General features: G+C 47.4%; 16 protein-coding genes and 1 tRNA gene. 15 read left to right on the top strand and 2 right to left on the bottom strand.

All coding sequences use genetic code 11. The features are described 5' to 3' along the window. Positions 1 to 4 precede the first annotated feature (4 nt). Positions 5 to 1,210 (bottom strand): mannonate dehydratase, encoded by a 1,206-nt coding sequence (gene uxuA / locus BEL04_RS00280; protein WP_254659495.1) that lies wholly within the window; start codon positions 1,208 to 1,210, stop codon positions 5 to 7. Positions 1,211 to 1,318: 108 nt separating this feature from the next. On the opposite strand from uxuA, the gene BEL04_RS00275 reads away from it, so the two are divergent. Next, on the top strand, positions 1,319 to 2,008 hold the full coding sequence (locus tag BEL04_RS00275) for a GDSL-type esterase/lipase family protein (RefSeq protein WP_065998930.1): 690 nt from the start codon (positions 1,319 to 1,321) through the stop codon (positions 2,006 to 2,008). A gap of 125 nt (positions 2,009 to 2,133) precedes the next feature. On the opposite strand, the gene BEL04_RS00270 is transcribed toward BEL04_RS00275, so the two are convergent. After that, entirely contained in the window at positions 2,134 to 3,675 is a 1,542-nt protein-coding gene (locus tag BEL04_RS00270; RefSeq protein WP_065998929.1) for a hypothetical protein, read from the bottom strand. A gap of 383 nt (positions 3,676 to 4,058) precedes the next feature. On the opposite strand from BEL04_RS00270, the gene BEL04_RS00265 reads away from it, so the two are divergent. The 14 genes from BEL04_RS00265 (at position 4,059) to BEL04_RS00200 (ending at position 20,287) form a co-directional block, all read left to right on the top strand. Beyond that, positions 4,059 to 6,362 carry a glycoside hydrolase family 3 C-terminal domain-containing protein gene (locus BEL04_RS00265; RefSeq protein WP_065998928.1) on the top strand — a complete coding sequence of 768 codons (2,304 nt, stop codon included), beginning with the start codon at positions 4,059 to 4,061 and terminating at the stop codon, positions 6,360 to 6,362. A 163-nt stretch (positions 6,363 to 6,525) separates the two neighbouring features. Next, positions 6,526 to 6,840, top strand: coding sequence for a helix-turn-helix transcriptional regulator (locus BEL04_RS00260; RefSeq protein WP_065998927.1), 315 nt, complete (start codon positions 6,526 to 6,528; stop codon positions 6,838 to 6,840). A 13-nt stretch (positions 6,841 to 6,853) separates the two neighbouring features. After that, positions 6,854 to 7,282, top strand: a complete 429-nt coding sequence (locus tag BEL04_RS00255; protein ID WP_065998926.1) for an SRPBCC domain-containing protein — start codon at positions 6,854 to 6,856, stop codon at positions 7,280 to 7,282. A 75-nt stretch (positions 7,283 to 7,357) separates the two neighbouring features. Continuing rightward, on the top strand, positions 7,358 to 10,090 hold the full coding sequence (locus BEL04_RS00250) for a phosphoesterase (RefSeq protein WP_065998924.1): 2,733 nt from the start codon (positions 7,358 to 7,360) through the stop codon (positions 10,088 to 10,090). 69 nt (positions 10,091 to 10,159) lie between these two features. After that, entirely contained in the window at positions 10,160 to 12,235 is a 2,076-nt protein-coding gene (locus tag BEL04_RS00245) for an HD family phosphohydrolase (RefSeq protein WP_065998922.1), read from the top strand. Between the two features lie 77 nt (positions 12,236 to 12,312). Further along, a tRNA-Ser gene (locus BEL04_RS00240) sits at positions 12,313 to 12,399 on the top strand. A gap of 249 nt (positions 12,400 to 12,648) precedes the next feature. Continuing rightward, the gene (locus BEL04_RS00235) at positions 12,649 to 13,932 is read left to right on the top strand and encodes a site-specific integrase (protein WP_065998920.1); all 1,284 of its coding nucleotides are present in this window, start codon (positions 12,649 to 12,651) and stop codon (positions 13,930 to 13,932) included. Positions 13,933 to 14,024: 92 nt separating this feature from the next. Continuing rightward, positions 14,025 to 14,291: a helix-turn-helix domain-containing protein gene (locus tag BEL04_RS00230; protein WP_065998918.1), complete on the top strand. Its 267-nt coding sequence runs from the start codon at positions 14,025 to 14,027 to the stop codon at positions 14,289 to 14,291. Next, on the top strand, positions 14,288 to 14,578 hold the full coding sequence (locus BEL04_RS00225) for a hypothetical protein (RefSeq protein ID WP_065998916.1): 291 nt from the start codon (positions 14,288 to 14,290) through the stop codon (positions 14,576 to 14,578). Before BEL04_RS00230 ends, BEL04_RS00225 begins: the two co-directional genes overlap by 4 nt. 148 nt (positions 14,579 to 14,726) lie before the next feature. Then, complete coding sequence (locus BEL04_RS00220; protein ID WP_065998913.1) at positions 14,727 to 15,137, top strand: mobilization protein; 411 nt, start codon at positions 14,727 to 14,729, stop codon at positions 15,135 to 15,137. Then, positions 15,119 to 16,369, top strand: coding sequence for a relaxase/mobilization nuclease domain-containing protein (locus BEL04_RS00215; RefSeq protein WP_065998911.1), 1,251 nt, complete (start codon positions 15,119 to 15,121; stop codon positions 16,367 to 16,369). Before BEL04_RS00220 ends, BEL04_RS00215 begins: the two co-directional genes overlap by 19 nt. Positions 16,370 to 16,371: 2 nt before the next feature. Continuing rightward, on the top strand, positions 16,372 to 18,546 hold the full coding sequence (gene mobC, locus BEL04_RS00210) for a conjugal transfer protein MobC (protein ID WP_254659494.1): 2,175 nt from the start codon (positions 16,372 to 16,374) through the stop codon (positions 18,544 to 18,546). Positions 18,547 to 18,660: 114 nt separating this feature from the next. Then, entirely contained in the window at positions 18,661 to 19,224 is a 564-nt protein-coding gene (locus tag BEL04_RS00205) for an RNA polymerase sigma-70 factor (RefSeq protein ID WP_083227693.1), read from the top strand. Between the two features lie 64 nt (positions 19,225 to 19,288). After that, on the top strand, positions 19,289 to 20,287 hold the full coding sequence (locus BEL04_RS00200) for a FecR family protein (protein WP_065998907.1): 999 nt from the start codon (positions 19,289 to 19,291) through the stop codon (positions 20,285 to 20,287). Positions 20,288 to 20,455: the final 168 nt, after the last annotated feature.

Raw genomic sequence — 20,455 nt, 5'->3', positions numbered from 1 at the left:
TTGGTTAGTAGTTTAATGATCGGGCTATCCCCATTTCCAAACCACGCAATTCGGCCAAACCGCGCAATCTGCCAATGGCAGAGTAACCCGGGTTGGTTTTCTTTTTCAGATCGTCAAGCATCTGGTGGCCGTGATCGGGGCGCATTGCTATCCTGATCTTGCGCTCCTGCATCACATGCAATAGTTCTTTTACCACATTGTACATATCCACGTCGCCCTCGAGGTGGTTATCTTCATAAAAATCGCCAAACTCGTTTCGTTTGGTAGCGCGCAGATGGATAAAATTGATACGATGGCCAAACTGGCGCACCATACCAGGCAGGTCGTTATCAGGTCTTACTCCATACGAACCTGTGCAAAAACACAAACCGTTGTTTAACGATGGCACAGCTGTTATTAATGCTTCAATATCCGATGCGGTGCTTACCACGCGCGGCAAACCCAATATCGGGTACGGCGGATCGTCAGGATGGATCACCATCTTCACACCATGTTCATCGGCAACCGGCATGATCCGCTGTAAAAAGTAGATCAGGTTGCTGCGCAGCTGAGCCGCATCCACATTTTTATAGGCGTCCAGCGCCAGCTGAAACTGCTCTACTGTAAAACTTTCCTCACTTCCGGGCAAACCGGCTATGATGTTACGCTCCAGCAGTTTTTTATCATCGGCGCTCATACCTTCAAAACGTACCTTTGCACGTTCGAGTTCTTCGGCAGTATATTCGGCTTCGGCCCCGTTACGTTTCAGGATAAATACATCAAAAGCAATAAAAGCTGCTTTTTCAAAGCGTAGCGCCTTCGAGCCGTCTTCCACTTCGTAGGCCAGGTCGGTACGTGTCCAGTCCAGCACAGGCATAAAGTTGTAGGTAACTACATTTATGCCGCAATGCGCCAGGTTGACGATGCTTTGCTTATAATTTTCGATGTATTGCTCAAAGCCTGATGTTTGTGTTTTGATGGCTTCGTGCACAGGCACGCTTTCAACAACATCCCAGGTCATGCCTGCAGCTTCAATCAAAGCCTGGCGTTTTTTTATTTCTTCTATCGTCCAAACGGTACCGTTAGGGATGTGGTGCAATGCGGTTACCACGCCGCTGCACCCGGCCTGGCGTATATCGGCTAAACTTACCGGGTCGTTAGGGCCGTACCAGCGCATGGTCTGTATCATATTAAAGCCTTTGGCCTGGCTTTTATCTGTAATTATACTCATTTTTGGTTAGGTGTAAGCGGCGCTAAAAATAGGAAATCTGTTTACAATATCTTTTATCAATATCATTATTAAATTAGCTAAACCAATTAAACGTTTAAGTAGATAAAGATGTATTTAAAAAATCGCAGACTTATTTTATTCGCTTTCGCGATCATCTTCATTTTAAACTCGTTGTATAATTTTGCAAGCGCCCAGCAAAAGGCTATGCCCTTTGCCGAAGAGCTTAAAGCCTTCCATGTTAAAGACAGTTTAAACGCTCCGCCTAAAGATGGTTATGTGTTTATCGGCAGTTCGTCGGTGCGTAAATGGAGCGATTTTGAAACGCGTTTCCCCAATCCTAAATTGATCCGTCGTGGTATAGGCGGGTCGACACTGGCCCAGTTTGTCGATTATTATCTGCCTTATGTGGTGTTTCCATACCGGCCTGCCAAAGTGTTCGTGTATGTTGGCGAAAACGATATTGCTGCTGGTGCTACTGCCGGTAAGTTGATGGAAAATTATAAAAAGTTAACTGCCATGATCAAAGCCAAACTCCCCCGAACGCAGATCTACTTCCTCTCGGTAAAATACAGCCCGAGCCGGGCTAAATTCAGCGCTGTTGTTAGGCAAACCAATATATTGCTGAAGGCTTTTACCAAAACTCAAAAAAACCTGCATTATATCAATATTGCCGATTGTTTGCTGATAAGCGATGAGCACTCCGACCCATCGCTATTTGAAGCGGATATGCTGCATCTCAACTCCAAAGGCTACGATCGCTGGGATAAAGTGTTGCGGCCGTATTTTATGGCTAATTGATAAATCACTTGATAAAATCAATATCGAATAATGAATATTGAATATCCAACATCGAAGTAATTTCGAAATTCGGCATTCAACATTCGGTGTTCGATATTAACAGCCGTGTGACATTACACATTTTTTCAATACCCAATATTCCTCAACGCCTGCACACCAAGCCTTTCCTTGAGTTGTATGAGATACAGGCTCTGCGGGGCAACCGGTTTATTTTGTGAATCGATAATACCATCAGGTAGTATCGGATTTGTTTTTTCGAAAGGCATGGCTTTATGCTCGATATCACCTTTACAGCCTATGAGCCAGTTTTGCGAACCCGGAGGCTGCTGGTTTAAAAAGTTTTTAGCCGTACAGTTCCAGGCCACGGCCCAACCTATGGCCCAGCCATGCCCCGAGCCCATTTCGCCGCGGTTCATAAACTCAATGCCTCCGCCCGGCACCTGGCAGTTATCAACCAGCAAACCTGTTGCCCAGCGCTGGTGCGGCTGTATCCATCCGCCGCCTTTAAACACGCAGTTCAGCAACACTACAGGCCCCGAAACTTTTGGGCCAGTGGCCAGGTAAAATACATTATCGCCCGTTATGGTGCAGCGGTTAAACAATACCTGGCTGCCGCTGCCGTTCAGGTCTGCCGGCTTTGCCGAACCCAAGGTCGGCACATCGTGCATAATGCTTAAATTATCAACTGTAATGCGCTTGCCGGTAATACTTACGCTGTTTACCGTATTAAACAGTTCAATGTTTCGTATCCAGGCATCACTTATCCCACCCATATTGATGCCGCTGTTATGGCCTTGTGTAATAGTTACCGACTGTGCCGCCGATACGATACGGAAGTTTTCGATACCTATCTGTGATTGCTCGCCAGCGATGTTTACTTTTTGTACGGTTACCGCCCCGGTATATTTGGCATCGTACGAATCACTTAACGGTACGCTAACTGTAATGCTGCCGCCCGAAATCTTTTCGATAACGCGCTCTGTAATAATATCGCCGTTTACCCAGGTCTCTTTTTTTCCATCGCGCACCAGGTTATCCATACCCATAAAGGCCAGCCATTGCGGTGTTACAACTCGGGTGATCTGGATGATATCGCCCGCAGCAAAACCTTCCACACTGGCAGCATTAAAGGTTTTGGCTGCCGATGGCACATAAGCATCAGCCAGGGTTGTTTTTGGCCAGGCCGGGTTTGCCGAGGTACGCACCCGAACGGCGACACATACATGCGGATCGCCGGTCATGTTAATAACCGTACCTTTTTCGCCCGAACCAGCTCCGCGTAACACCACGCCGCTTGTATTGATATTTAAAGTTTTTGAGCAATCGTACTTACCGGCATTCAGCAGTACTGCTCCGCGGAAACCATTCACCAAAGGCATTTTCGATACCTGGTCGATGGCATTTTGTATCGCTTCGGCATTATCTCCATCTACTGGGTTCAACGTTAGCTTTACAGCAACATCGGGCAGACTAATACCTCCGCCCATATAACCTGCATACGAAAAATCCATGATCTTATCGCCCATGGGCAAAGCTTTATAAATCAGCTTGCCATCGGGGCCGGGGTATACCCATCCGCTTTTTTGCGCATAGCTGATTATCCCCGTAAGGGTTAAAGCAAAACATAAAAACGGCCGGGCAAATCTTATGGGGCGTAGTTTCATCATTGGGTATGTTAATTGATAAATATGAGGCAATTAACCTATAATCGCCTCATATTTAGCTTTTGTAATTGGCGTATTGTTCAGTAATATTAACATAAAGGTAAGAAAGCGCTAAGCCGGAAGCCAATAGCCGGAAGCTTTTCTTTGCTTCCAGCTTCTTGCTTCACGCTTTATAGCTCGCTCACACAACAGTACAGGGTAATTAATTACCTCATTAGCTTAATGTTGGTACAGCCAATCAGTTGATTGAGTTAATTAAGTTTATCAGGTGAATAGTTTTAAAACCACTCGCTCCATCAATTCAATAAACCTAATCAACATTTTTCCACCACAGTGTATAACTTACACTTAGTTTATTATATCTTAGATTCACCAATTATCAAACCATGATGAATCTACCTAAACCTATCGTCGTGCTGGCAATGATCAGCTGCAGCCTGACCTCGTTTGCGCAAACCGTACCGCAACTGGGCAAAAACAGCGTTAAGGAAGTTATCGCTGCCATGACTTTAGAAGAAAAGGCCACCCTGGTGGTCGGCGCTTCTAAACCACCGGCAAACCAAAGCACCATGGCGGGCGGCGCCATGATAGGCGCTACGCAAGCCAAAGTGCCTGGCGCGGCGGGCAATACGGCTGCAATACCGCGTTTGGGCATCCCTTCGATGGTATTGAGCGACGGCCCTGCCGGGGTACGCATCCAGCCCATCCGTAACGGCGACAGCACCAAAACCTATTATGCAACGGCTTTCCCAGTAGGCACTTTGCTGGCTTCGAGCTGGGACCCTGCCTTAGTAAACCGTGTAGGCAAAGCCTTTGGCAACGAGGTTTTAGAATATGGTGTGGATATCTTACTGGCGCCCGGTGTCAACATTCACCGCAACCCGCTTAACGGCCGCAACTTTGAATACTACTCCGAAGACCCGTTAATAGCCGGCACTATGGCGGGCGCAATCATCAATGGCGTGCAATCAAACGGTGTAGGCACATCCATCAAACACTTTGCGGCCAACAACCAGGAAACTAACCGCACCACCATCAATACCCTGGTAAGCGAGCGTGCTTTGCGCGAAATATACCTTCGTGGCTTCCGTATAGCTATCGCCGCATCAAACCCCTGGACGGTGATGTCATCGTACAACAAAATAAATGGTACCTATACCGCCGAGCGGCATGACCTGATCACGACCGTATTGCGGGATGAATGGCATTTTAAAGGTTTTGTGATGACCGACTGGGGCGGAGGCCGTAACTGGGTTGATGAGATGAAAGCCGGCAACGACCTCATCGAACCCGGCAGGCCGTCTCAAACGCAGGCCATCATATCCGCGGTTCAGCATGATTCTCTTTCGGTGAAGGCACTGGACGAGAATGTGGAACATATCCTCAATATTGTTCTCCAGTCGCCTTCATTCAAACATTATCAGTACAGCAACAAACCCGACTTAAAGGCTCACGCCGAAATATCGCGGCAAGCTGCTACCGAAGGAATGGTGCTGCTGAAGAACGATGATCACACTCTGCCGCTTAAAGGTGTCAAAGTGATTGCTGCCTTTGGTAATGCATCGTACAATACTATCGCAGGCGGTACAGGCAGCGGCGATGTTAATAAGGCTTATGTGGTATCGGTTAGGCAAGGTTTGGACAATGCCGGCTATATATGTGATGCCGGTTTAACCTATGATTATACCACCTATTTAAAACAGGAAAAAGCTAAGGCCCCGGCAGGGCGACGCGCTCCTGCTCCTGCCGAATTCATGGAAAGTGAAGAGATGATCAATAAAAGATCGGGCAGCACCGATATTGCTCTAATCACTATCGGCCGTAACGCGGGCGAAGGGTCGGACCGTAACCTGCAAACCAATTACAATTTGACCGATGCCGAAAAACAGCAGATTAAAAAAATAGCCACTGCCTTCCACCACCAGGGTAAAAAAGTAGTTATCGTTCTCAACATCGGCGGTGTGATCGACATGAACGGCTGGCAGGACGATGCCGATGCCATTCTTTTAGCCTGGCAGCCGGGTTTAGAGGCCGGTAACGCTATAGCGGATGTGTTAAGCGGCAAAGTAAATCCATCGGGCAAACTGGCTACTACCTTCCCGGTAACTTATACCGATGTGCCTTCGGCCAAAAACTTCCCCGGCACGCCCGAAGGTAAACCCGAACAGGTAATTTACCAGGAAGGCATCTATGTAGGCTACCGCTATTATGATACTTTTAACGTTAAACCGCAATACGAATTTGGTTACGGCTTATCGTACACTAACTTCTCTATCAGCGGGCTCAAACTCAACACATCGACCATGACCAAAAACCTCACCGCTGCTGTAAGCGTTAAAAATACCGGCGGCGTGGCAGGTAAACAGGTAGTGCAGATTTACGTTAGCGCCCCGGCAAAAAGCATCGATAAACCCGTGCAGGAACTGCGTGCCTTTGGCAAAACCAAGCTGCTGCAGCCCGGCGAATCGCAGGTGCTGACATTTAACATCAGCGTAAACGACCTTGCCTCGTACCATACCGCTCAATCTGAATGGATAACCGATGCAGGCAAATACACCTTAAAAGCCGGTGCATCATCGAGAGACATTAAGCAGGCGGCTGTCTTTACAGTTCCTGCGCCTATCGTTACCGAAAATGATCATAAAGCTTTTGAATTACCGGTAGAGATATCGGAGTTGAAAGGGAAGTAATTAGCCCCTCCCAACCTTCCCGGAAGGGAGGGTTTAAAGCCAAAGGCCTTCTTTCAAGTCTCCCCCACAGGGGGAATTTAGAGAGGGTTTTTATTTTGCATTTTTACTTGCGAAACCGAACGGTTACATTTATATTTGAAACCAAACGGTTACATATCAAAAAATGCGCAGAGACGTTTTCCAGGCAATTGCCGACCCTACCCGCCGCCAGATCATTAATATGCTGGCGCATCAGAGCTTAAACCTTAACTCGGTTGCCGACAATTTTAACGTGAGCCGGCCGGCCATATCCAAACACATCAGGATACTGACCGAATGCGGCCTGATCACGATCAAACAACAAGGCCGCGAGCGTTACTGCCAGGCCAATTTAAAATCGCTCAACCAGGTGGCCGGCTGGGTGGAGCAATACCGCGTCTTCTGGAACGATAAGCTCGACGCCCTTGGCGATTTCCTCGAAAAAGATCACAAACCATAAAATCTGAATAATTATGAAAAACGAACCTTTTGTAATTGAGCGCACTTATAACGCCCCGGTTGAGAAAGTATGGCGGGCCATTACCGACCGTGACCAAATGGCGCTATGGTATTTCCAGTTAAAAGAGTTTAAACCCGAAGTGGGCTTTGTGTTTGAGTTTGAAGGCGGCCCGCCCGAAAAAACCTACCTGCACCGCTGCGAGATAACCGAGGTTATCCCCAATAAAAAGCTAACGCATAGCTGGGCTTACGTGGGCTACGCCGGCCGGTCGTTTGTTAGCTGGGAATTATTTGACGAGGGCGGCAAAACCCGGGTAAAATTAACGCACACAGGATTGGAAACCTTCCCTGCTGATAACGCCGACTTTGCCCGCAAAAACTTCGAGATGGGCTGGACGGAGATCACCGGCAAAATGCTGAAAGAGTTTGTGGAAAAAGCCTGAGCAAAAGCTACTCGCGTTGCAGAATTGATACAATTGAACATCCGCTTTTGCGGATGTTTTTGTATACTTTTGGGCATGCGATCATCCCTTAAAACAACCTTTTACCTATCATTAGCGGCTGTTTTGTTAACCGCCTGCCATACACAGCCAGGCGTTAAATCAGCAGGTGTCAACAGCCAGGCCTCTTACCGCATCGGCTACGACGACAGTACACTGTACGGCAAATCGGCGCCTTACCTGATGCCTTATAACCGCATTATCGACCCGCCGGGTGTTACGGTTTACTTTGGCGATTCGCGCTACGAAAACCATAGCCTCGATTGCAAACTGATACCCGGCCAGCAAATGCTGGTGGTCGAAGACAGGTACGGCATCGCCATCATCAACATCAAAACTAAAGAGGTAGCGGCCCGCTGGAGCTATAACGACGAGAAGCGCTTTTCGGGCGTAATGAGCACTTTTTCGGGCGTGCAGGTGCTGCAGCAATATGGCAAAACAAGTATTTTCTGGAGCGCGGCCAGCACCAAACAATCGTACGTAATGATGGCCAGTTGGGATGGTGTGCATATCTTCTTTAAAAAATCAATCGCATTTAAAGCTGAAGGTTCCTCGCCCCTCGCCTTGCCGAATGAGTTAAAGGTTATTGAAGAAAGCGGCATTAACTATCTGTACGTGGTGCTCAACGGCAATAATCAGCTCGTCAAAATGAGCCTGGATGATGAGAAAATTAAATGGAAAGTGCCGACCGGCGTTGCGCCTTACGGCCTGAGCGTTGTTAACGGCAATGCTTTTGTAACCAACTGGGGCGGTAACGAGCCAATCGATACCATCAGCCACGAAACGGCAGGCGTGCCTTACGGGCATGCTTATGTGGATCATCGCACCGGCGGTATAAGCCAGGGTACGGTTTCGGTGTTTGATACACGCAGCGGCAGCTTAGTTAAACAGATACCTGTGGGATTGCATCCAAATGCGATTATTGCCAGCCCCGACCAGAAGTTTTTGTACGTAGCCAATGGTAACAGCGATAAGGTGTATGTGCTCGATGCTACCAAATACGTTGCCGTTGATTCGATCAATATCAGGCTCGACTTAAACGATAAAGCCTTTATCGGCGATTCGCCCAACGGGCTTGCCACCAGCGACCGCGGTACCATGCTTTATGTAAGCAACGGTATGGATAATGCCGTGGCCGTTGTTAAGCTGGGCGCCAACGTGGCTACCAACGGGCGCGATTTATCAGAGGTGCAGGGCTTTATCCCGACAGGGGCTTACCCGGCAGGTTTGGTTGCCGACAGGGACAACCTGTACATCTGTAACCTGGAGGGCCAGGGCGCAAGGCTAAGCAGCACCACCATCAACGGCGATGCGGTTATCAATGGCACCAAAAAATCAGACGCTACGCCCCAAACAGAGGCTTTTAACAGCCACCATCAGGAAGCTACGGTAAGCATCATCCAAATACCCGACGGGCCGACGCTGAAAGATTATACCGAAAAGGTAAAAAAGCTCAACCTGTCGTTCAGGGCCGGCCTGTCGCGCAGGTTACCGCGCAAAAACATGGCCGCCGTGCCGGTGCCCGAGCGCATTGGCGAGCCGTCGGTATTTAAGCATGTTATTTATATCATTAAAGAAAACCGTACTTACGACCAGGTTTTGGGCGATTTACCCGGCGGCAACGGCAATAATGACCTGTGCATCTACGGCGACAACGTTACCCCCAACCAGCACCAACTGGCCAAAGATTTTGTGTTGTTGGACAATTATTATGCGTCGGGCAAATCATCGGCCGAAGGCCACCAGTGGACGGACGCCGGCATGGTAAGCGATTATGTGGAAAAGAATGTAAGGGCGTGGTTCCGCAGTTACCCGCACGTGCAGACCGATGCCATGGTTTACAACAAGGAAGGCTTTATCTGGAACAACGCGCTCGATCACGGCCGGAGCGTGCGCATTTACGGCGAAGCTGCCACACCTGTTTTTGACGAGCGCCTGGGCTGGAGCCAGATATACGACCTGTACAAGCAGGGCAAACCTTTTGCATTTACCAATTACTCCACCATCGCCAGGGTAAGGCCGGTATTGGCTAAGGATTACCCGGGTTATGATACGCACGTTATCAACGACCAGATACGCGCCGATGCGTTTATCAAGGAGCTGAAAGAATACGAAGCCAAACCCGGCGACCAGTGGCCCGAACTGATGGTTTTAGCACTGCCCGCCGATCATACCGGCGGCTTAAAACCCGGCCTGCCTACGCCACGCGCTATGGTTGCCGATAACGACCTCGCACTGGGGCGCATCGTCGAAGCGATCTCACACAGCCGTTTTTATAATTCGAGTGTGATCTTCGTTACCGAGGACGACTCGCAGGACGGCTGGGACCATGTTTCGGCTTACCGCACCACGGGCAATGTCATCAGTCCGTACTCGCGCTTGCAGAAAGAGGTGCGCACCAATTATAACCAAACCTGTATGGTGCGCACTATCGAACAGATACTGGGCCTGCCGCCGATGAATGTGGTCGATGCTACTGCCCTGCCCATGTTCGATGTATTTAACAATAACCCCGATGCTTTTGCTTATACCCATCTGCCTAACCGTATCCCGCTCGATGAAATGAACAAGCAGACATCCATGCTGAAAGGCACAGCGTTATATTATGCCAAAATATCCATGCTACCGCCCTACAGGCATATCGACGGCGGTAACGACGACCTGCTGAATAAAATGCTTTGGTTCGATGCCAGGGGCAGGAAGCCTTACCCGGTAAATAAAGACCATAAAGCGGATAAAGATGGCGATTGACACCGATATTTGAACATCGTACCGCTTAAAACCAGAAACTTATTATACTTTTGATTGGTTAAACAAGGTATGGCAACACTTAGCCCTTCGCGTCAAAAGGCATTAATGCGTAAATACGCACGTAACGTCAAGTTTTTTATGATGTTTTTAAGCGTGGCGCTGATTGTTTTTGCATTGCCCAAGCAGGCAAAATTCAGGTACGAGTACGAAAAAGGCAAGATATGGAACCAGAAGGACCTGGTGTCGCCGTACATCTTCGCCATACTTAAAACCGATGCCGAGCTTGAGACGGATCGCGAAGCTGCCATTAAAAGCATTACCCCATTTTACCAGCTTGATGAAAATGTGGCCAAACAAAACCTTGAGGGCTATAAAACCGATTTCGAGATCAAATGGCGGCGCACCGGCTTTAAAGAAGACCTGAAAGCCAAATATTTCGAAGTTGGCTATAACCTGTTAAAAGAGGTTTATGACAAGGGCGTGCTGCCGTTGTATAAAAAGTTTCAACGGGAATCGCAAGATTACCGTATCACGGTTTTACACAATAACGTAGCTACCGATGGCAACACCTCGCAATACTTTACGCGCGAAACGGCACTGACTTATATCGACCAGGCACTTTCGCAATATAAAAATCTCGACAAAGGCTTTCTGACCGGCGTTATCGGCGACAGGTTGCAATACAATATCACCTTTGATGATAAACTGACCACACGGCTCGAAAACGAAGCAGTTGATGGTTTGTCGCAAACCCGGGGCATGGTCGAAAAAGGCGAAGTGATCGTAGCCAAAGGTTCTGTCATCAACCAGGACACCTATCAGAAACTCGAATCGTTTAAAAAAGCCTTCGAAGACAATGTACGCATCACCGGCGACCCGCGTTTGGTTTTGCTGGGGCAGATCCTGCTCGTTTCGATAGTGATCACCTTACTGATGGTGTTTTTGTACCTGTTCCGTAAGGATATTTATTACAATAACCGCCTGATCAGTCTGATCTTACTGGTTGTTACCGCCATGCTGGCTACACTGGCCTTTGCTATCAGGCAACAGCTGCCAAACCTGTATTATATCCCGTATTGTATCGTACCTATTATCATCCGCATCCTGTTCGATACGCGCCTGGCGCTCAACATACACCTTCTGGTGGTGTTGGTGGCCGGTTTCTTCGTACCCAACAGCTTTGAGTTTGCCTTTACGGAGATCACTGCGGGCATGGTGGCCATTTACAGCATGAAGAACCTGATCCGCCGGGAGCAGTTCCTCATATCGGCGCTTATCATCCTGGTGCATTACCTGGTAGTTTTTATCGGCATATCACTCATCCGCGAGGGCAGCTTCCAGAGTATCGACTGGGCCGACTTCCTGCCTTTTGCCGTAAGCGTGCTGCTCACACTGCTTGCACAACCTGTTATCTATATTTTCGAACGTATATTCGGCTTAACGTCCGATATCAGCCTGGTTGAACTCACCAATACCAATGCGCCGTTATTACGCAAACTGGCATTCACCGCTCCGGGAACTTTTCAGCACTCACTGCAGGTGGCCAACCTTGCCGAAAGCGCTATTTATGCCATTGGCGGTAACGCACTGCTGGTACGTGCGGGCGCCTTGTATCACGATATCGGCAAGATGGAGAACCCCCAGTTCTTTATCGAGAACCAGACCTCGGGTTTTAATCCGCACGATAAGATGCCTTACCAGGAAAGCGCCCAGATCATCATCCGCCACGTAAGTAAGGGTGTGGAGATGGCACGGCGAGCAAACGTACCCGAAATCGTGGTCGACTTTATCCGTACGCATCACGGTAATACCCGGGTTGACTATTTTTACCAGTCGTACCTTAAAAACTTTCCTGAAAAGTTGGTGGATGAGAATACTTTCCGTTATCCCGGCCCTATCCCTTTCTCGCGCGAAACGGGCGTTTTGATGCTGGCCGACTCTGTGGAAGCCGCCTCACGCTCTCTGCACGAACCTAATGCCACTGCTATCGATGCCCTGGTCGACCGCATTATCGAATACAAGCTTGACCAGGAACAGCTGAAAGACAGCGACATAACATTGAAAGATATCGAAACTATCAAGATGATCTTCAAAAAAATGCTGATGAGTATTTACCATGTGCGAATAGATTATCAAAATCCCTAAAATTTTTTTTTGATGGGATAGGCTAATTACTATATTTGCAATCCCAAAACGGGGATATGCACATTGGTGTATAGATTGGTGAGGTGCCTGAGAGGCCGAAAGGATCAGTTTGCTAAACTGACGTACGGGAAACTGTACCGAGGGTTCGAATCCCTCCCTCACCGCTTTGAAAATCTTCAAAACACATTAAAAGCCTGTAAATCATCAATTTACAGGCTTTTTTAATTTACAGAAAAACTCAAAATATGTCCCGATTCGCATAGTTTTAGTGAGACATTCAGTGAGACATTTTTGCGAGAAAAATGTCTCACTGAAAACAATGTAAACATTTGATTTACAGTACGTTTACTCACTAAACATCTTGACTTTTACAGGCTGAATTTTCGACATTTGTTCACTTAAAATGCACTGTTATGTTAGAAAAAAGTTTCGGCCTGCTATTCTTTTTAAGAAAGCCGAGAGATTATGAAGAAGGATTGATGTACGTTTACATGCGGATTACCGTAGACGGCGTAGCCAAAGAAGTGTCTGTCAAACGCTCATGGGAGCCATCGAAATGGAGCGCTAAAGCCAACCGCGCCACCGGTACGAAAGAGGATACCCGGCAGCTTAACCATTACCTGGATGTGCTGCAAAACAAGGTTTACGATGCCAGAAGAAAGCTAATCGATAACGGCAAGATCGTTACCGCATCGGCCATCATGGACATTGTAAGCGGCAAAGAACAGCGGACGCGGGAACTCCTGGCCCTGTTCAAAAAGCACAATGATGAAATGAAAGCCATGATCGGGAAAGGCGTGGCTAAAGGTACCTGGACCAATTTTAACACTACCTACAGGCATGTATCGGATTTCCTGCACACGCAGTATCAGGTCAAAGAGATCAACATCCTTTCCTTAGACCTGGAGTTTGTTAAAAAGCTTTATCACTGGTTCAGAACGGTTAAAAATCTTGGCCATAACAGCGCACTTAAAAACATTGCCAACCTTAAAAAGATCGTCATTGAATGCAAGGATAACGGCTGGTTACCCGTAGACCCCTTTGCCAAATTTGACCTGACCCGCGAAGAAGTGGAAACCACCTTTTTAGTCAAAGAGGAAATTCAGGCCATTGCGGATAAAGAGATCAGGAACGAGCGGCTATGCCGGGTAAGGGACGTATTTATTTTTTGCTGTTTTACCGGGCTGGCCTTCTCGGACGTCAAACAACTGAAAAAATCGGAAGTCAATATCGGCGTTGACAGCGAGCTGAGGATCTATAAAGGCAGGCAAAAGACCGGCACGCCCTCACTTATCCCCCTGTTGCCAATCACGCAAAAGATATTGACCAAATACCAGTATGACAAGCAATGCCTGGCCAGTAACCAGTTATTACCGGTTTTAAGCAATCAGAAATACAATGCCTATCTGAAAGAAATTGCTATTCTGTGCGATATCGATAAAGAACTGAAAACCCATATCGCCCGTCACACCTTTGGCACCTCTGTGACCGTCGGCAACAACGTTCCGCTGGAATCGGTAAAGGAAATGATGGGTCATAAGAATATGCGGCAAACACTGCATTATGCAAAAATCACCGGCATGAAAGTCAACAAGGATATGAAAACCCTGAAAGCAAAGCTGACCAAAAACAAATTTATATCGGATGTTCAGATACTCCAGACCATCTGTCTGCCGGAAGAACCCAACAGGAAGTGATCAGTAGCGTTCCGGTAATTGCACTTTTTTCGTTCGCAACTACCGGGACGCTTGCGAAAGCTTGCTTAAAATCTCCCCCTCTTTTGCTGTCTATGGCAGCAGAAATCATCACCAAAGAAGACCTACAGTTATTTAAGGCCGAGTTAGTTGCGGAGATCAGGCAATTGCTCGAAACGGACACTACCAAGTCAGACACCGAGTGGCTCAGAAGCAGCCAGGTCAGGAAAATGCTCCACATATCACCAAATACGCTCCAGGCTTTGCGAGTGAGCGGCGATCTCCAATTCACTAAAGTCGGCGGTATATTTTATTACCGACGGGAAGACATACGGCTGATGATGGAGGGCGGACGGCCATGAGCGAGATCAAACATATAACCGATTTTTTCGGACAGGCACAGGCGGATAAGCGGTTGGGCCGGGTTCATCTCAGTTTGTGTATGGCTTTAAGCACTTACTGGCAGGCCAATCATTGCCGGATGCCTTTTAGGGTAACCCGGAAGCGGCTCATGGAACTGGCAAGGATCTATTCCACCGCCACCTATCACAAGTGCATTAAAGAAATGGTGGCTTTCGGCTATATCGAATACAAGCCCAACTACAATTATTACAAGGGAACCCAGGTCAGATTACTGTCCTTAAATTAAAAATAAGCAAGACCTTAAAGGCCGATTTTCTGCAAGCACCAGCTTGCAGCAAGATGGATTTTTGTCCACAAAAATCATCTTGCCGCCCTTGAGGTCGGGACGGCGCTCGGAACATCGCGCCGTCTGGAAGCCAATTGTAAACGTAACTATGTCAAGGAAAAAAGCGATCGATCAAGATACATTGCTCGATTACCCCGTCAGAACCAGGGTAACCACTGACACCGGCAAACGGCTGGAAAAGATCAAGATGGAAAGCGGCTGCCAGAGCATCAGTGAGGTTGCCCGCATAATCTTATCAGACCAGCCCATCAAATGCTTTTACATGGATGTGTCCATGAACGCGCCGATGGAGCAAATGGCGCTTATCCGAAAGGAGCTGAAAGCCATCGGCATCAACATCAACCAGCAGACCCGGTATTTTAATAGTAGTAAGAGCGATGCGCAGCGCAGCTTTTATGCAATCAAAACCGCCGATTTATATAGGCAGGTTGGTAGTAAGGTGGATGAATTGTTGAGCATCGTTAACCAGTTAGCGGTAAAATGGTTGCAAGGTTCGTAAACGGTAAAAGCATCAAGGGCGTGGTGTATTACAATGAAAACAAAGTAAGCGCGGGCGACGCCCACTTACTATTGGCCAGTGGCTTTGCAGGCGATGCAGTACACTTTACCCTGCAACAAAAACTGCAACGTTTTGAGCACCTGACCGCCCTAAATACCCACGTCAAAACCAATGCGGTACATATTTCCCTCAATTTCGATGCACAGGACAATTTGACGAATGAACAGTTGCAACAGATCAGCATAGCCTATATGGAACACATCGGCTTTGGCGATCAGCCCTATTTGGTTTACCGGCATAAAGATGCCGCTCATACGCATGTGCATATCGCCACCGTGAACGTGCAAGCGGACGGCAGCCGCATCGATACGCATGGAATCGGCTGGAAATTATCCGAACCGGCACGGATCGCGCTGGAAAAAGAATTTGGCATAGTACAGGCGAAAGGCAGATCGCGCAGTAATGAGTTGGGCATCAATTCTGCCGACCTGCAAAAAGCTGTCTATGGTAAAACCTTAACCAAACGGGCGATCACCAATATTGTCAATGCAGTTATCCGCGATTACCGCTTCACCTCATTGGCGGAGTTTAACGCCGTTTTACGGCAATTTAATGTGGTTGCCGACCGTGGTGGCGAAAATACGCTGATGCGGGAAAAGGGTGGCTTGCTGTACAGCCTGGTCAATGATAAATGCGAGCAGGTCGGCGTACCGATCAAGGCCAGCTCCATCTATAATAAACCGACCTTAACCCGCTTACAGAAGGAGTTTGATAAAAATATTGAACGACGCAAGCAATACCGGGAACCACTAAAAGCAGCGATTGAAAAGGTATTTGGCAAATACAATAGCATCACCAAAAGCACTTTTATCAAAGAACTGCAACAGCAAAATATCAATATACTATTCCGGACCAACGATAAAGGGTTTACTTACGGCATCACCTACGTAGACCACCGTAACAAAACCGTGTTCAATGGCAGCGACCTGGGCAAAACCTACAGCGCCAAAGCCATTTTAGAAAGGCTGGATATCATTGACAGGCTAGTCAAGGCACAGCAACAAGGCAAGACGCAGACACAGCAGAAGCCAAACACTTATTTAAAATCACCAAAGCCTACGAATTACCTACCCATCGCATTGGCGAAATACCAGCCGCAGGCCGCGCCGAGCGTAACGCGCAAAAAGAAGAAACGCAAAGGACAGCAACAAGATCAGGATTTAACGATTTAATTATGAACACGGGAGAAGATACACAGGGCCTACGCAAGATCGTAGAGTTTACCAGGCTCATCAGCATTTTTATACTGGCCATCCATTTTTATATCCTATGCTATAAAGCATTTGAAAGCTGGCACTGGACGGCAACCATTACCGACCGCATTGTGGGCAATGTGGCACGAACCGGCCTATTTAATCAATGGTGGAAACCCAAACTGGCGGGCTTGCTTTGCCTCATCATTTCACTGATCGGCGTGAAAGGCAAGCCGGATGAAAAGATCAACTGGAAAAGCATTATCGCTTATCTCTTCAGCGGTATGCTCGTTTACTGGATCAGCATCTTGGTATTTTACCTGCCGGTCTCTTTAAATGTCATAGCTATTTTATATATGATGTTAACGGGTACCGGTTACCTGCTCATCATGACCGGCGGGGCCTGGTTAACGCGCCTGCTCAAAGAAAAGCTAAACAAGGACATCTTCAATAAGGAAAACGAAACCTTTCCGCAAGAGGAACGCAAACTGGAAAATGAATACTCTATTAACCTGTCCGCTAAGTACAACCTCAAAGGCAAAGTACGAGATAGCTGGATCAATTTTATCAACCCGTTCAGGGGATTATTGGTTGCCGGTACGCCCGGCGCGGGTAAATCTTATTTTGTGATCCGGCACATCATCGACCAACATATCAAAAAGGGCTTTTCGATTTTCCTGTATGACTTTAAGTTTGACGATTTAAGCAAGATCGCCTATAACAAGCTCTTACAGTATAAAGTGAATTACAAGGTCAAACCGTCTTTTTATGTGATCAATTTCGACGACCTGAACCGTACTCACCGCTGTAACCCGCTCGACCCGCAAAGCATGAACGATATTACCGACGCGACGGAAGCTTCAAGAACGATCATGTTAGGACTGAACCGCGAATGGATACGCAAGCAGGGCGATTTCTTCGTCGAAAGCCCCATTAATTTTTTAACGGCGATCATCTGGTATTTGCGTAAATATGAAGATGGTAAATACTGCACCCTGCCGCATGTCATTGAACTGATGCAGGCCGATTATGATCAGTTGTTTGCCGTATTGCTGAAAGAACCGGAAATTACGGCGCTGATCAATCCATTTATATCCGCTTATAATAACAATGCCAAAGCGCAATTGGAGGGCCAGGTCGCCAGCGCCAAAATCGGTTTGGCGCGTTTGGCTTCGCCGCAGTTATATTATGTGCTATCCGGCAATGATTTTCAACTGGACCTGAATAACCCCGAGGAGCCCAAGATCATCTGCATGGGCAATAACCCGCAGAAGCTGCAAATCTATGGGGCGGTACTCTCCTTATTTATTTCCAGGATGATCAAGCTGGTCAACCAAAAGGGTAAACTGAAAAGTAGTTTGATCTTTGACGAGTTCCCGACGATCTTTTTTAATAACATCGACAGCCTGATTGCTACGGCCAGGAGTAACAAGGTAGCGACCACTTTAGCGGTGCAGGATTTCAGCCAGTTGAAAAAAGATTACGGCGCCGAGCAGGCGGATGTGATTACAGGCATTGTGGGTAATATCATCAGCGGGCAGGTGACCGGGGACACGGCGAAAAAGCTTTCTGAAAACTTTGGCAAGATCGTGCAGGATAAGAATAGCATGACCATCAATAGCAGCGATACCTCGATCTCTAAAGCGACGCAACTGGATTACGCGATACCGGCGTCCAAGATAGCGGCCTTATCTTCTGGCGAGTTTGTGGGTATGGTTGCCGATAATCCGGAGCAGCCGATCGAACTGAAGATGTTCCATAACCGGATACAGAACGATCATGAGGCCATTGCGAAAGAGGAAGCAAATTATAAATCTATTCCTGTGGTGGAACAGGTAAGCGAGGAAACGGTGACAGAAACGTACAACCAGGTCAAGGCGGATATTGCGGAATTGTTAAAGAGCCAGTTGGCAGATTTGAAACCGGAAGATGAAAAGGCTAAACCCGAAACACAGAAAGCACTCATCGGTTCGGACGGGCATCCGTTAAGCCGCAGGCAGCAAAAAAGGCTGGACAAGCGCGAACGCCGGTTGGAACGGTCAGTCTTGCGGAGAATGAAAAACCAGCCGACTGATGAGGAACCCGACGAGCCTAAGAACGGTGCGGTCAAATCACCTATCAAGAATGACGGTACGGAACAAACGCTATCTATGTAGTCATTTTATACTCCTAAATGGGCGTATTTTCAGGTAAACGGCGAAGAAAACGCACTCAACAAAAATTTGTTTATTAATTTTTCGTTATCTTAGGCTGAAATTAACGTTACTAAGATGGCTGAAAAGCAGGCAAATCCACTCTTTCCTTCGCAAGTCGCACTTGACGAGGCTATGGAATTGCTGTTCAGTGACATCTTCCGTTCGCATGAAAACGCGCTTTACACCTTAGCCTTTCGTCTGACCAAAGACGATGCTTTGGCCAAAGACATTATCCAGGAAGTCTTTATTAAATTGTGGGACCTGCGCCATACCATCAGCGAAATCGAGAATATCGACGCTTTTCTCTTTAAGCTGACCCGCAACAAGGTCATGGACTTTTTGCGCAAAACCGCTGCTGATGAACGCCTGAAAATGGCCATTTGGGAGGGCATGAGCCAAACTTTGGATCAACCTGCTTCCGGCCTTGAACAAAAGGAATACCATATCGTGATCGCCAAAGCCATCGCCGCCTTGCCGCCTAAGCGCCGTGAAATTTACCGCTTAAAAATGGACGAAGGTCTGAATTACCAGCAGATCGCCGATGAACTCAATATCTCCCGCCATACCGTAAAGCACCAGGTTTCTTTTGCTTTGCAGTCCGTCCGCGCCTTTATTTTAAGTAGTTTTAAACTTTTTTAAAAAATATTTCCTTTCCGGATAGGACACTCGCCCACACTCGTCCGTCATGTTATTAATAAAGCACATGAAGGACAAGATCAAATACCTGTTTCTGCAATACTACCATAACCGTTCCAGCCGCAGGGAACTGGAAGATTTCTTTCATATCGTTAATTCTGCCAAACATGATCAGGAGATCAGCGAACTGGTGAAACAGGTGTATGATGAGATCAAGCTGGCCGAACCGTCCCTGACCTATATCAATGATGAGGGGCAACTGGTGCTACGCGAACCGGACTGGCTCCAGGAACCGGACGCCAAAATAAAACCCATCCGTAAGCATTATCCTTTACTCATCGCGGCCTCAGTATTATTGCTGATCGGTATCGGGACGCTATGGTTTTATAAGTCCGGCACTCCGGGCAATTTTGCCGATCATGCGCTGGTGAAGCAGTTTACCGAACGTTCGGAGCATAAGGACATCACCTTGGACGACGGTACACATATCCAGTTGAACGCTTCCAGTACGTTACAATTTCCGGAAGTGTTTGCCAAGAACAAACGCGAGGTATGGTTAAGCGGTGAGGCGTTCTTTGATGTCAAACACGCGGACAAATGGCCTTTTATTATTCATACGGGCAAGGTGGTAACCACGGTGTTGGGTACGGCTTTCAATATCAAGGCTTATCCGGGCCAGCAGCAAATCGTGGTTTCGGTGAAACGGGGTAAGGTTTCCGTGTTGAAAGAAAATCAACTGGTCGCGATGCTGATCTATGGACAGGAAGTCAAGGTAAACACCGATGCGGTGACGCTGAAAAAAACGGAGAAGACCTTAAATACGGAGGACGTTGGCAACTGGCAGCAGGGCTATTTAAGCTATGACGATGAGCCTTTGCAGGAGGTCATCAATGATCTGGAGCGGGTGTATAATGTAGACATCACGTTGAAAAGGGATAATTTAAAGAATACGGTGATTACTACGTCCTTTAAAAGGGATATCGGCCCTGCGCGCGCCTTGCAAATCTTATCGTCGCTGACAGATACGAAAGTACAAGTAATGAATAATCAGTTCACCCTTAATTAATTTAAAGCAGTGCCTATGGAGCAATAGATACAGGACATAACAAAAAACCGCTTTCGGCTTCTGACCCCGAAAACGGTTAAAGTTTGATTAATAACCCGATTCAAGAATTATTAAAAACCATGCAAAACTATGCATTTAATTTTTACAAAATGCAGAGAGAGTCATCTT

Source organism: Mucilaginibacter sp. PPCGB 2223, assembly GCF_001705515.1.
Classification (GTDB): Bacteria; Bacteroidota; Bacteroidia; order Sphingobacteriales; family Sphingobacteriaceae; genus Mucilaginibacter.
The sequence above is the reverse complement of the archived record's forward strand: the minus strand, read 5'-3'. Positions and strand labels throughout refer to the sequence as shown.